This is a genomic window from Sphingosinicella sp. YJ22 (assembly GCF_011320075.1).
GTDB lineage: Bacteria > Pseudomonadota > Alphaproteobacteria > Sphingomonadales > Sphingomonadaceae > Allosphingosinicella.
In genome coordinates, this window is record NZ_JAANPA010000010.1 from 26,742 (window position 1) to 39,832 (window position 13,091).

Sequence of the window (13,091 nt, forward strand, 5' to 3'; positions counted from 1 at the left end):
TCAAGTTAGGATTAACAGTCCCGCCACGCCAGCCGCGGCGCCGAGCAGCGCGGTGACGGCGTAGCGCAGCCAGCCGAACGGGCGGATCACCATGACTTCGGGGAGCGGGACCGGCGGCGGCGCGGCGCCGGGCGGCGGATAATAATAGTCGATTCGGCGGATGAGCTCGGGGATCTTGGCGAAGGTCTTCACATGCTCGATGATCGCGTCCGCGGCGCGCGTCTCGGGGCCGAGTTCGCTGCGCACCCATTCCTCGATGAACGGGGCGGCGGTCTCCCACATGTTGATGTCGGGATTGAGGTTGGTCGCGACGCCTTCCTCCATCACCATCGTCTTCTGCAGGAGCAGCAGGTGCGGCTGGACCGGCATGTCGAAGTCGCGGGTGATCTTGAACAGGCCCTCGAGCATGTGGCCGATCGAGATGTCCTTGACCGGAAGGCCGCGGATCGGCTCGCCGACGGCGCGCAGAGCGGTCACGAACTCGTCGATATTGTGGTGGCCGGGGACGTACTGCGCCTCGAAATGGATCTCGGCGACCCGGCGGTAATTGCCGGTGATCAGGCCGTAGAGGATCTCGGCGAGCCACAGCCGTGCCTGGCGGTCGATCCGGCCCATGATTCCGAAGTCGACGGCGGCGAGGCGGCCGTCGGCGAGCGCGAACAGATTGCCCTGGTGAAGGTCGGCATGGAAGAATCCGTCGACCACCGCCTGGCGAAGGAAGGCGCGGACCAGGATCCGGGCGAGCTGCGGCAGATCATGGCCGGCGGCGATCAGAGCGTCGCGCTCGGTCAATTTGATGCCGTCGATCCATTCGAGCGTCAGGACGCGCTGGGCGGTTCGGCTCCAGTCGATGTCGGGAACGTGAAACGCGCTCTCGGGCAGCATGTTCTCGCGCAGCTCGGAGGCCGAGGCGGCCTCCCGCCTGAGGTCCAGCTCGCGCGCCGTCCACTGCTTGAACATCGCGATCGTGGCGCGGGGGCGCAGCCGAGCGACCTCGCCGCCCATCGCCTCGACCTGGGCGGCGGCCCATTCATAGGTCTCGATCGCCTTCTCGAACTCTTCCTCGATGCCCGGGCGCAATACCTTGACCGCAACCTGACGACCGTCAGTGGTGATGGCGCGGTGGACCTGGGCAATCGAGGCGGCGCCGACCGGCACCTCGTCGAATTCGAGGAACAGCTCCTCGATCGGTTTGCCGAGCGCCTGCTCGACGGCAGCTCGGATGAGCGGGAAGGGCGCCGGCGGAAGCCGGTCCTGAAGCAACTGGAGCTCGAGCGCGGCCTGCTCGCCGACCAGGTCGGCGCGGGTCGCCAGCGCCTGGCCGAACTTGATTGCCGCCGGGCCGACCGCGACGAACGCGTCGGCATAAGCCGGTTTGGCCGGGACGCGGGTGCCGAAGCGGGCGAGACGGGCGATGCGACGAACGACTCGCGGGGTGCTTGGATCGCGCTCAACCGGAGCCAGAACCCCGTGCCGCGCCAGCACCCGGCCCCATTTGAGGAGCCGCAACAGATGGACGGTCGGCTGGGTCATGCGCCGGGGCGGCTCACAGCTTCCAGCCGCTGTGGATGGCGACGAGGCCGCCGAGGATCGACTCGGCCTTGACGTTGGCGAAGCCGGCGGCGCCGATCATCCGCGCGAATTCGGGCATGGCCGGGAAGCGCTCGATCGACTCGATCAGGTAGCGATAGCTGTCGGAATCCTTGGCGACGATCCGGCCGATCCGCGGCACCAGGTTGCGCGAATAGCTGCGGTAGATTTCGGAGAAGCCCGGCCAGGTCGTGGTCGAGAATTCGAGGCAGAAGAAGCGGCCGCCGCGCTTCATCACGCGATGCGCTTCCTTCAACGCCTGGTCGATATGGGTGACGTTCCGGATCCCGAAGGCGATCGTGTAGGCGTCGAAGCTCCTGTCGGCGAAGCTCAATTTCTCGGCATTCTGCTCTGCCCAGGCCAGTCCCTCGATGCGGCGCCGCTTGGCGCGTTCCATGCCGACGGCGAGCATCTCGGGGTTGATGTCGGCGACGGTGACCGCGGCGCCGCGGCTGGCCATTCGAAAGGCGATGTCGCCAGTGCCGCCGGCCATGTCGAGGATCGCTTCGCCGGCGCGCGGCCGAACGCGGCGGACGAAATCGTCCTTCCAAAGCCGGTGAAGGCCGCCCGACATGAGGTCGTTCATCAGGTCGTAGCTGCCCGCGACGCTTGAGAAGACGCCGCGCACGCGGGCCGTCTTTTCCTCGGGCGCCACCTGCTCGTGGCCGAAAGACACCTTGTCCATGGGCGCGCGCTCTAGCAGGGGAGGGCGTTGATGTGCACTCCCCGTTTGAAGGCATAATCTTGCCTGAGCTTCCCGAAGTCGAAACCACGGTCCGCGGTCTGCGGCCGGTGCTCGAGGGCCAGCGACTCGTCTCCGTCGAGACTCGGCGCCCGGACATGCGCGCGCCGTTCCCCCCCGACCTGCGCCAGCGGCTCACCGGCGCGCGGGTCACCGGCCTTGGCCGGCGCGCAAAATATGGCCTGATCGACACCGACCGCGGCGACACCTGCATCTTCCATCTCGGCATGTCGGGGCGCTGGCGGATCGATCCGGCCGAGATCGGCCGCCACGACCATTTCGTCATCGACACCGCGGAGGGGAGGCGGCTGGCGCTCAACGATCCGCGCCGGTTCGGCTTCGTGGACCTGGCGCCGACCGGCGATCTCGCAGCCTATCCCCCTTTCGCCGCGATGGGACCGGAGCCGTTGTCGGACGGCTTCGACGGCGCCTATCTCGCGCGCGCCTTCGACGGCCGGATCGCACCGGTGAAAGCGCTTCTGCTCGATCAGCGAGTCGTCGCCGGCCTCGGCAACATCTATGTCTGCGAAGCGCTCCACATGGCCGGGATCGCGCCGAGCCGGGAGGCGGGACGGATCGCCCGCGTTCGACTCGACCGGCTCGCCCAAGCGGTGAAGGAGGTACTGGTCGCCGCGATCGAGGCGGGCGGATCGAGCCTGCGCGACTATGCCCGTCCGGACGGCAATCTCGGCTATTTCTCCAAGCAATTCCTGGTCTATGGCCGGGAAGGACAGGCCTGCGCCTGCGGGTCGCCGGTGCGCCGCCGGACCGACAGCGGCCGCTCCACTTTCTATTGTCCGCGCTGTCAGCGATGACGGTCGCGGCCACCCTTGACCTTGGCGGCGCCCTCCCTTAGATGCGCCCGCTCGTTCGGGTGCGCTGCGCCCCGCGATTTTCAGATTTCGAAGAGGCACTTGAAGCATGGCGAACACGCCGCAGGCACGTAAACGCATCCGTCGCAACGCCAACCGGGCGATCGTCAATGGCGCGCGGGTGAGCCGCATCCGTACCTTCATCAAGCAGCTCGAGTCGGCGCTCGCGGCTGGCGACAAGGATACGGCGCGCACGGCGCTGCAGCGGGTCCAGCCGGAGCTGGCGCGCGGCGTCGCCAAGGGCGTTGTTCACAAGAACACCGCGGCCCGCAAGCTGTCGCGCCTGACCAAGCGGGTCGTCGCGCTCGGCTGACCCCTTCATTTCCGTCCCGTTCCGAAACCCGTCGGCGCCAGCAGCGCCGGCGGGTTTTTCATTATGACGCATGTTACACTTTTGCGACTCGCGCATTTCTGCGGGTTCACGCCGATGTCGCGGTTTGGCAACACGGTAAGTCACTGATTTACAACGTAAATCCCATACCCCCTGCGGAGAGCCGCACGAATCCTATGTCAATCCCCGTTATTTGAACCGGGGACAGTTTTCGGGCTTGCAGGGAATCAATCGGGGTTCCTACAACGGCTCCCCGGGCCGGAGATTCCCGGTCGGGCTAAAACGAAAATGACATGACGGGAGCGGCTGCGCGAGAGCGTTTCGCCGCAAGGGGAAGACTTTGCCCGAGAGCCGGCGCGCTTGCGCCGCCCGCGAGGAGGGGGAATAGGTGGCGAATAGTGCGACCAGTGGTGCTGTGTTGGACACGGACATGAGCGTGACGGACAAGATGCAGAAGGCTTGGGAGGTGATTCGCGCCAACCTCCGCCGTGATTGCGGCGCCCGGATGTTCGACGCCTGGCTGCGGCCGATCGCGCTCAACGGCTTCGATTCGGCCACCGGCACCCTGCTCTTGAATCTGCCGTCCAAGTTCATGGCCGACTGGGTCCAGAATCATCATGCCGACCGGCTCGCCCTTGCCTGGCGCGCGCATGCGCCCGAGGTGAAGGAAATCCGAATCGGAGTCGGCCCGGCCGCGCCGCTGACCGCCGCGATCGTTCAGATCCCGGCGCCGGAAGCGCATCAGGAGCGCGATCAGCGCGGCCCGGCCAAGTGCGCTTATTCGGTCGCGCTCGAGCCGCGCTACCGGTTCGAGAATTTCGTCGTCGGCAAGGCCAACGAAGTCGCGTTCAACGCCGCCAAGACGCTGGCCGCCGCCGACAATGTCGCCTTCAACCCGCTGTTCCTCCACGGCGGCACCGGTCGCGGCAAGACTCACCTGCTTCACGCGATCGGCCACGAATTCCACCGCCTGCGGCCGCGGGCGAAGATCATCTACATGTCGGCCGAGAAGTTCATGGTCGAGTTCGTCGCGGCCCTGCGCTCGAACGAGACCCTGCAGTTCAAGCAGCAGCTGCGGTCCGCCGACCTGCTGATGATCGACGACGTCCAGTTCATCGCGGGCAAGGAATCGACTCAGGAAGAGTTTTTCCACACGATGAACGAGATCATCTCGGCCGGCCGCCGGCTGGTGATCTCGTCGGACCGCGCCCCGCAGGACCTCGACGGCATCGAGCCGCGCATCCTCTCGCGCCTGTCCTGGGGTCTGGTCGCCGACATCAACGCCGCCGATCTCGAGCTCCGGCTCTCAATCATCCACAAGAAGCTGGAAGCGCTTCCGGACGTGAAGGTGCCGGACGACGTGATCGGCTTCCTCGCGCGGCGGATCAGCTCCAACGTCCGCGAGCTGGAAGGCGCGCTCAACCGCATCGCCGCTTATTCGGTGATGCAGAATCGGCCGATCAACATCGACTTCGTCGCCGAGGTGCTCGCCAACATCCTGCGCGCCAACCAGCGCCGAGTCTCGATCGACGAGATCCAGACCAAGGTCTCTGAGCATTACCGAATCCGCAAGGCGGAGATGACCAGCGCCCGCCGCGCCCGCGAGGTCGCGCGCCCGCGCCAGGTCGCCATGTACCTGTCCAAGCAGCTCACCCCGCGCTCGCTGCCCGAGATCGGCCGCCGCTTCGGCGGGCGCGATCACACCACGGTGATCCACGCGGTGCGCCAAATCGAGAAGCTGCGGGCCCAGGACAGCGAGCTGGACAACGACATCCGCCTGCTGACCCGCCAGCTCGAGGGCTAAGCGGTTGCGAGGTGGGTGGCATCGCCCGCCGGCCCGGCGACCGCGACAACCAGGACTTTGACGAAAAAGGGAGAGCGGCCTGGCCACTCTCCCTCCTTCAGGTATCCCGACGGTCCATCGTTCGGCACTGATCCAGTCGTGCGATCAATCGCTCGAACATCGTCACCGGTTTGCTCAGCTCAGGCTCACCATACGCCCTGCGAAGTGCATCTCCGATCCCCGCATTGGCATGGGGCGCCACTGCGATGATGTAACGCCGGGGAGTCGTCATCACCATGACCGCCTCCTCAGCTGATTTGCATCAATAACGCGCATGTCCCTTCAGGGTTGCGCGAGAATCCCGTGTGAAATCAGAGGCCTGAGCACCGTACTATCCGCAGGTTCAGGAGCGGACTAGATTCCGGACGGGGGAGTCGGGAGGAGCAGGGTAGGTGGCAGAGAAGCAATCGCCGGTCGGCGGCGTCACTCCGCATCTCAGCGTCGAAGGCGCGGACGCCGCGATCGATTTCTACAAGAAGGCGTTCGCGGCCGAGGAGCTCGCCAAACATTATCATGACGACGGCAAGCGGCTGATGCACGCCCACCTCGCCATCAACGGCGGCACGCTGATGCTCAACGACATCTTCGACGAGTTCGGCATGAGCCGCACGCCGTCGCCCAATTACGTGATGCACCTTCAGGTCGACGATGCCGACACCTGGTGGAACCGCGCCGTCGGTGCCGGCTGCGCGGTGGTCATGCCGATCGGCGATCAGTTCTGGGGCGACCGCTACGGCCAGCTCGAGGATCCGTTCGGCGTGCGCTGGTCCATCGGCGCGCCGAGCAAGCGCTGACACGAAAGAGGCGACGCCCCGGGGACGCCGCCTCTCTCCATGCCGCTTACCGCCCGGCGGAAGCCGGGACGAGCCAATTTAGTACCGCGGTGCGCGCGGACCGTCCGGAACGGTGATCCGCACCCGCTCGCCATTGTTGCCCGGGAAACCCGTGAACATGGCCTCGATCAGGTTCGGAACGAGCACCGGCAGGTCGTCGGTGCGCGATTGCGCCTGGGCCAGCCCTTCGAACACCGCCTGGCCGTCGCCGGCGCGGCGAATGTCCATGTCGAGGAAGCTGGTGTAGACCGTATAGCTGCGCACGTCATGGCCGAACGGGTCGCCCCAGAACGGGTCGTGCCAGCCCCAGTAGAAGGGGTGGCGGCGCCCGCCGAAATAGCCGAACCGCGAGAAGCGCGGCCGGTAAAAGCCCGAATAGCCGAAGCCCGGGCTGGACACGATGCGCTCGCGGCCGTTGTCGACGCCATAGTCGAGCGTGACGATCAGCGACGCGCCCTGACCCGGGCCGGCCTCGGTGAAGCCCTGCTGGATGAGGTGCTGGCGCACCAGGCCGGCATAGCGGCCGAATTCGAGGCCGCCGCGATTCTCCGCGTCCGCGGCCTGGATGATGAAAGTCTGTCCCTGCGGGGCGGGGAGCGCCTGGAACCGTTGCACCTGTGCCGGAAAGCCGGTCGCGCAGCCCGCCAGCCCGAGCAGCGCAACTGGCGCCGCCAGGCCCAGGGCCATCTTCTTGAGCAGCATGGATTTACCCTTCCACGATTCGCCTTTGAGTTTGAACAGCTTACCTCTCACAAGCAGGCTGAACAACGGCTGTACGTGAACCGGGTGTTAATGCCGGGCGAAGAGGCCCATCGCCTTGTAAGCAGCCGATAATGTCGGCGCCGCGACGGCCGCCGCGCGCTCGGCGCCGCGCTCGAGCACCGAGTCGACGGCGTCGGGATGGGCGCGATAGTCGTTGAGCCGCGCGGCGATCGGCCGAAGAGTCTCGACGAGCAGCTCGGCGAGCTTCGGCTTGAACGCGCCGAAGCCCTGGCCGGAATGCTCCTCGACCACCGATTGCGGCGTTCGGTCGCTCAGCGCCGCGTAGATGGTGACGAGGTTCCGCGCTTCAGGACGGCCGTCGAGCGCGTCGAAGCTGTCGGGCAGCGGTTCGGCGTCGGTCTTGGCCTTGCGGATCTTCTGGGCGACGGTGTCGCTGTCGTCGATCAGGTTGATCCGGCTCATGTCGGACGGGTCCGACTTGCTCATCTTGGCGGTGCCGTCGCGAAGGCTCATGATCCGCGCTCCGGTCTCGCCGATGTGGGCGTCGGGCAGGGTGAAGACCTCCTGGCCATAATCGTTGTGGAACTTGGTCGCGATGTCGCGGATCAGCTCGACATGCTGCTTCTGGTCCTCGCCGACCGGGACGTGGGTCGCCTGGTAGAGCAGCACGTCGGCGGCCTGGAGGATCGGGTAGCTGTACAGGCCGACGCTGACCCCCTCGCGGTTCTTGCCCGATTTCTCCTTGAACTGGGTCATCCGGTTGAGCCAGCCGATTCGGGCGACACAGGACAGCAGCCAGGCCATTTCGGCATGGGCGGCCACCCGCGCGTGATTGAATAGCACCGAGCGCTCGGGATCGATGCCGCAGGCGAGCAGGGCGCCGGCCATCTCGCGCACGTTGGAGCGCAGCTCGTCCGGGCTCACATAGACGGTGATCGCGTGGAGATCGGCGAGGAAGTAGAAGCACTCCGCCTCGTCCTGCATCGCCGCCCAGCGCCGGATCGCGCCGATATAATTGCCGAGGTGGAGATTGCCGGTCGGTTGGATGCCGGACACGATGCGCATGTCAGTTGCCTTCCGAAAGCGGCGCTTCTTCCGGCTTCGCGCGCCGGAACAGGGTCTTGATGTCGCCGCGGTCGATTCCGCCGATGAACCAGGCGATCCCGAAATAGAGTACGCCGCCGATGCCGACGAGGATTCCGACACCGATGAACCGGCCAAAGGACTTGCCCGCGTCGCCCCAGCCCCCGCTTCCGAGCAGGAGGTCGCCGAGGTAGCGCTGCAGGAAGAACAACGCCGCGCCCATCGCCGCCGTGGCGATCAGCTGCTTGGCGACCCGCGCCACCAGCCAGCCCGGCATCGTGAAATGGCCGCGCGCGGCGAGGATCGCGAACAGCAGCAGGAAATTGAGCCAGGCGCCCGCCGAGGTGACGGTGGCGAGGCTGTAAATGCCCATCACCGGAATGAGCAGGAAGTTGGCGACGACGCTGGCGCCGAGGATCGACATGGCGATCCACACCGGGGTCTTGACGTCCTTGCGGGCGTAGAAGCCGGGGGTGAGCACCTTGACCAGCACATAGGCGGGCAGGCCGAGCACCAGGATCGACAGGATGTTGCCGGTGATGACCGCGTTGTCGACCGTGTAGTTGCCGCCCTGGAACAGCGCCGCGATGATCGGAAAGGCGGTGACCGACAGCGCCAGCGTCGCCGGCAGGGTCAGCAGCATGGCGAGGTCGAAGGCGCGGGCCTGGGTATCGGCGGCGCCGGCCTCGTCTTTGCGCTCGATCGAGCGGCTGATCGTCGGCAGGATGGCGGTGCCGAGCGCCGTTCCGATGATCGACAGAGGCAGCTGGTTGAGGCGGTCGGCATAGCCGAGATTGGTCAGCGCCCCCTCGCCGAGCCGCGAGGCGAAGAAGGTGTAGAAGAGCTGGCTGATCTGGTAGACGCCCGCCGCCACCGTCGCGGGCAGGATCAGGACGATCAGCTCCTTCACCGCCGGGGTCAGGCGCGGCCGGCCGAAATGCAGGTGGATGCCGGCCTTGCGCACGGCATACCAGCACAGGCCGAACTGGGCGATGCCACCGAGCAGCACCGCGATCGCCATCAGCCGAACCGTCGTCGCCTGTTCCGCGGGGCTGTCGCCGCCAGGCGCGAGGAGCAGGGCGATGATCAGCGCGATGTTGAGCAGGGCAGGGGCGAAGGCTGCGACCGCGAAGCGGGTCAGCGAATTGAGCACGCCCGACAGCAGGGCGACCAGGCTGATGAACAGGAGGTAGGGGAAGGTCCAGCGGGTGAGCTCGACCGCCAGCTCGAACTTGCCCGGCGTGTCGCCATAATCGGACACGATCAGCCACAGGAAACCCGGCATGACGATCTCGAAGATCGCGGTGACGACCAGCAAGGTCGGCATGAACACCGCGAGGATCTCGTTCGAGAATTGCTGGGCGTCGGTATGGCCGCCGGACGCGAGGCGGCGGCTGAACAGCGGCACGAAGCCCGACGCGAAGGCGCCCTCGCCGAACAGGCGACGGAAGATGTTGGGCAGCGTGAAGGCGACGTTGAACGCGTCGTTGGCGTGGCTGGCGCCGAGGATTCGGCTGCCGATCATGTCGCGCGCGAAGCCGAGCACGCGGCTGACCATGGTCAGCCCGCCGATCGTCCCGATCGCCTTGACGAGATTCATGTGGAGCCGCTCCCCGGGACCGGCCGGCCGATCAGGCCTGCCCGGTCACCTCGCCGGCCTGGCCGCCGGTTGCCTCGGCCTGGGCCTGGGCGGCGCGCTGCATGTAGAGCGCGCCGAAGTCGATCGGGTCGAGCAGCAGCGGCGGGAAGCCGCCATTGGTCACCACGTCGGCGATGATCTGGCGCGCGAACGGGAAGAGCAGGCGCGGGCCTTCGGCGAGCAGGAACGGCTGGATCTGCTCGGCCGGCACGTTGCGAAGCGCGAACAGACCGGCATAGAGCAGCTCTGCGCGGAAGGCGGTGCCCTGCTCGGTGTTGGCGGCCACGTCGATCTTGAGCTGAACTTCGTGGACGTCGTTGCCGACGGCCTGCGCGCCGATATTGACCTGGACGTCCATCTGCGGCTGGCCCTGCCACTGGAACACGGCCGGGGCGCTCGGATTCTCGAACGACAGGTCCTTCACATATTGGGCAAGGATGCCGACCTGCGGCGCGTTTCCGTTGACGTCGCCTGCCTGTCCGTCGGTCTGCGGAGCGCCCTGATCTTCGGCCATCGATTTCAAACCTTCCAGTCACTTGTCTGAGAGAAAAGGCCGCGGCGTCCGGCCGTGGCGAGGATTGTGCGGGCGACTAGCAGCCCGCAAAGGGCGACGCAACGCCGCCGCCGGCCTTGCGCCCGACATCCTGATTTGAAAGAGGGACCCAACGGGCTTATGTAGGTGTTTCGCCCGCGAAGGAGTATTTGGTTTTGACCGTCGAGATCGTGTTGCTCGCCATGGTGGCCCTTTTCGTGGGCCTGCGGCTCTATGCCGTGCTTGGCCAGCGCACCGGTCACGAACAGCAGCCGGTGGCCCCGCCGCAGCCGGCGGCCAAGCCGGAAGCCGCGGTGCCGACCGCGGAGCCCCAGCCGGTGACGGAGCCGAGCGGAATCACGCTCGATAAGAGCACCGCCGCCGCCTTGCGCTCGCTGATCGCCGCCGATCCGAGCTTCGACACCGCCCGATTCCTCGACGGCGCCCAGGCCGCCTACCGGATGATCCTCGAGGCGTTCTGGAAGGGCGACCGCGAAACGCTGGCCGAGCTGGTCGGCGACGAGGTCCGCGCCGCCTTCGAGGAGGCGATCACGGAGCGCGACGCCGCCGGCCACCGCCTCGACAACCGCCTGATCGCGGTCGAGCGGACGGCGATCGAGAATGCCAGCGTCGAGAGCCGCGTCGCCACCATCGAGGTGCGTTTCGACGCCTATGTCGCCGCGGTCACCCGCGATGCGGAAGGCGAAGTGGTCGCCGGGTCGCTGACCGATGCGGTGTCGACCCACGACATCTGGACCTTCCGCCGCGACCTCAAGAGCGACGATCCCAACTGGCTGCTTGTCGAGACCGACGAAGCCGGCGAGTAATTCTCCGCGCGACCCGCAAGAAGCGGGGAGTTTTGAGCTTCCGACCGCCTGCTTAGGCCGCTAACCCGGTCGGATGCTGCGTTCCCTCATCCTCGCCGCCGTTGTCCTCGGCTTGTCCGCCTGCGCCACGCGAGCCGTTCCGCCGCCGCGCCAGCCGGCTCCCCAGCCGGCCAGGCCGGCGCCGGTGACTCCGCAGCCCACGACTCCGCCGACGCTCCAGCGCGCGCCCTTGCCCTCGGTGCCTGCCATCGAAGGGCGATCGCCCCAGATGGCCGTCGAGGCAGGGCTCCGGCCGGGTCCGACCGTCGCCAGCCTCAACCTGGCTCCGACGCAGGCCGCGCGCGGCCTCGCCACCTTCAGGGTCAGTTGCTCGACCGTCACCCGCCGCGAGGACCGGACCGGCCTGACCCGGCCCAGCGACTGGACCAGTGCCTGCGCCGCCGCGCGGAACTGGGCGGACAGCGACTCGGTGACTTTCTTCAATTCCTGGTTCGAAACGGTCGAGGTCGGCGACGGCAACGCCTTCGCGACCGGCTATTACGAGCCCGAGATCCGCGGCTGTCGCACGCGCCAGCCGGGCTGCGAAACGCCGATCTACGGGGTCCCCGCCGATCTTCTCCTCGCCGATCCGCGCACGGGCGAGCGCGGCCGCGGCCGGGTCATGCCGGACGGCAGCTACGGTCCCTATTTCAGCCGCACCGAGATCGAGGAAGGCGCGCTCGCGGGGCGCGGGCTGGAGATCGCCTGGGCGGCCGATCCGGTCGACCTGTTCTTTCTCCAGATCCAGGGCTCGGGCCGGCTGCGCACGCCCGACGGCGAGGTGATCCGGCTCGGCTATGCCCAGCAGAACGGCCATGCCTATGTCGCGCTCGGCCGGCTGATGCGCGAGCGCAACCTGCTGCCGCCAGTCCAGATCAGCCTTCAGACCATCCAGGCCTGGCTTCGCGCCAATCCCGGCGAGGGCCAGCTGCTGATGCGCGAGAATCCGAGCTACGTCTTCTTCCGCGTGCTGACCGGCCCCGGCCCGCTCGGATCGCTCGGCCTTCCGGTTACGCCGCGCGGCACCGTGGCCGTCGACCCGGTTTACGTCACCTACGGTGCGCCGGTGCTCCTGATGCGGATGAGCGAGCCGCGCGCCGACGGCCTGTGGGTGGCCCAGGATACCGGCGGGGCGATCCGCGGCGCCAACCGCTTCGACACCTTCTGGGGCGCAGGGCCCGAGGCGGAAGCGATCGCTGGGCCGATGCAGGCACGCGGGCGGTCGTTGCTGCTGCTGCCGCGCGGCACCCTCGAGCGGCTGAGCAGGCGGGATGCGGCGACTCAACCCTGAGGAGCGCGCGCTTTGGGAAAAGGTGGTCGCTTCGGTGAAGCCGCTGCACCGGAGAGCGGCGGCCGCGCCTGAAGCCGCTCCTGCGCTGCCAGCCGTTCCCGCACGCCGAGCGGTTCCGCGCCCATCAGCCGCTCCGGCGAAGGAGCCAAAATCGGCGCCTCGTCCGGTCCCCGGGGTCACGCTCGATGGCGGCTGGGACAAGCGGCTGTCGCGCGGCTTGGTTCAGCCCGACGCGACGGTCGACCTCCACGGCCACAATCTCGCGACCGCCTACGACCTGCTGGACCGGCAACTCGAGCGCGCGATTGGCCACGGCGCACGAGTCCTTCTACTGGTGACCGGCAAGCCGCCGACCGACGATCGCCGGCCGGTGGGGCGGGGCGCCATTCGCGCCGCGGTCGGGGACTGGCTCGCCGCCTCGCGCCACGCCGGCGACATCGCCGCGGTGAGGGGCGCCCACCCGCGCCATGGCGGCTCGGGCGCGCTGTACATCGTGCTCAGAAGGAAGCGGCCTTAGGCCTTCTCGCCCAGCTCGGGCTCGAGCAGTCGGTGGAGGTGGACGACGACATATTTCATCTCGGCGTCGTCGACGGTGCGCTGCGCGTTGGCGCGCCACGCGTCCACGGCCTCGGCATAGTTCGGATAGACTCCGACGAGATGGATCTGGTTGAGGTCGACGAAGTCGAGCCCCTGCGGGTCGCGGACGCGCCCGCCGAAGACGAGGTGAAGCTTGCTCATGGTTCCGA

At 67.5% G+C, this 13,091-nt stretch carries 14 protein-coding genes; 7 read left to right on the forward strand and 7 right to left on the reverse strand.

Annotated features, from left to right (window positions below; all coding sequences use genetic code 11):
• The gene (ubiB, locus tag G7B71_RS05445) at nucleotides 1-1,533 is read right to left on the reverse strand and encodes a 2-polyprenylphenol 6-hydroxylase (protein ID WP_166038671.1); all 1,533 of its coding nucleotides are present in this window, start codon (nucleotides 1,531-1,533) and stop codon (nucleotides 1-3) included.
• A gap of 13 nt (nucleotides 1,534-1,546) precedes the next feature.
• A complete protein-coding gene (locus G7B71_RS05450; protein ID WP_166038672.1) occupies nucleotides 1,547-2,275 on the reverse strand; it encodes a class I SAM-dependent methyltransferase in 729 nt (242 codons plus the stop codon).
• 59 nt (nucleotides 2,276-2,334) lie between these two features.
• Between G7B71_RS05450 and mutM the strand changes: the two genes are divergently transcribed.
• From mutM to G7B71_RS05470, 4 genes are all read left to right on the forward strand, one after another.
• A complete protein-coding gene (gene mutM, locus G7B71_RS05455; protein ID WP_166038674.1) occupies nucleotides 2,335-3,147 on the forward strand; it encodes a bifunctional DNA-formamidopyrimidine glycosylase/DNA-(apurinic or apyrimidinic site) lyase in 813 nt (270 codons plus the stop codon).
• Between the two features lie 106 nt (nucleotides 3,148-3,253).
• Entirely contained in the window at nucleotides 3,254-3,517 is a 264-nt protein-coding gene (gene rpsT / locus G7B71_RS05460) for a 30S ribosomal protein S20 (protein WP_166038676.1), read from the forward strand.
• A gap of 448 nt (nucleotides 3,518-3,965) precedes the next feature.
• Nucleotides 3,966-5,339 carry a chromosomal replication initiator protein DnaA gene (dnaA, locus tag G7B71_RS05465; RefSeq protein ID WP_166038678.1) on the forward strand — a complete coding sequence of 458 codons (1,374 nt, stop codon included), beginning with the start codon at nucleotides 3,966-3,968 and terminating at the stop codon, nucleotides 5,337-5,339.
• 431 nt (nucleotides 5,340-5,770) lie between these two features.
• A complete protein-coding gene (locus tag G7B71_RS05470) occupies nucleotides 5,771-6,172 on the forward strand; it encodes a VOC family protein (RefSeq protein WP_166038679.1) in 402 nt (133 codons plus the stop codon).
• 78 nt (nucleotides 6,173-6,250) lie between these two features.
• Here G7B71_RS05470 and G7B71_RS05475 read toward each other — a convergent pair whose 3' ends face one another.
• The 4 genes from G7B71_RS05475 to secB all read right to left on the reverse strand — a co-directional run bounded on the left by G7B71_RS05475 (nucleotide 6,251) and on the right by secB (nucleotide 10,170).
• Entirely contained in the window at nucleotides 6,251-6,913 is a 663-nt protein-coding gene (locus G7B71_RS05475) for a DUF4136 domain-containing protein (RefSeq protein ID WP_166038681.1), read from the reverse strand.
• Nucleotides 6,914-7,000: 87 nt separating this feature from the next.
• Nucleotides 7,001-7,999: a tryptophan--tRNA ligase gene (gene trpS / locus G7B71_RS05480; protein ID WP_166038683.1), complete on the reverse strand. Its 999-nt coding sequence runs from the start codon at nucleotides 7,997-7,999 to the stop codon at nucleotides 7,001-7,003.
• Between the two features lies 1 nt (nucleotide 8,000).
• A complete protein-coding gene (murJ, locus tag G7B71_RS05485; protein ID WP_166038685.1) occupies nucleotides 8,001-9,617 on the reverse strand; it encodes a murein biosynthesis integral membrane protein MurJ in 1,617 nt (538 codons plus the stop codon).
• A 31-nt stretch (nucleotides 9,618-9,648) separates the two neighbouring features.
• A complete protein-coding gene (secB, locus tag G7B71_RS05490) occupies nucleotides 9,649-10,170 on the reverse strand; it encodes a protein-export chaperone SecB (protein ID WP_166038688.1) in 522 nt (173 codons plus the stop codon).
• 194 nt (nucleotides 10,171-10,364) lie between these two features.
• Between secB and G7B71_RS05495 the strand changes: the two genes are divergently transcribed.
• From G7B71_RS05495 to G7B71_RS15825, 3 genes are all read left to right on the forward strand, one after another.
• Nucleotides 10,365-11,015, forward strand: coding sequence for a Tim44/TimA family putative adaptor protein (locus G7B71_RS05495; RefSeq protein WP_166038690.1), 651 nt, complete (start codon nucleotides 10,365-10,367; stop codon nucleotides 11,013-11,015).
• Between the two features lie 73 nt (nucleotides 11,016-11,088).
• Entirely contained in the window at nucleotides 11,089-12,345 is a 1,257-nt protein-coding gene (locus tag G7B71_RS05500) for a murein transglycosylase A (protein WP_166038692.1), read from the forward strand.
• A gap of 217 nt (nucleotides 12,346-12,562) precedes the next feature.
• Nucleotides 12,563-12,862: a Smr/MutS family protein gene (locus G7B71_RS15825; RefSeq protein WP_347708440.1), complete on the forward strand. Its 300-nt coding sequence runs from the start codon at nucleotides 12,563-12,565 to the stop codon at nucleotides 12,860-12,862.
• Here G7B71_RS15825 and G7B71_RS05510 read toward each other — a convergent pair.
• Nucleotides 12,859-13,083: a DUF4170 domain-containing protein gene (locus G7B71_RS05510; protein WP_166038696.1), complete on the reverse strand. Its 225-nt coding sequence runs from the start codon at nucleotides 13,081-13,083 to the stop codon at nucleotides 12,859-12,861. The genes G7B71_RS15825 and G7B71_RS05510 overlap by 4 nt on opposite strands.
• Between the last annotated feature and the right edge of the window lie 8 nt (nucleotides 13,084-13,091).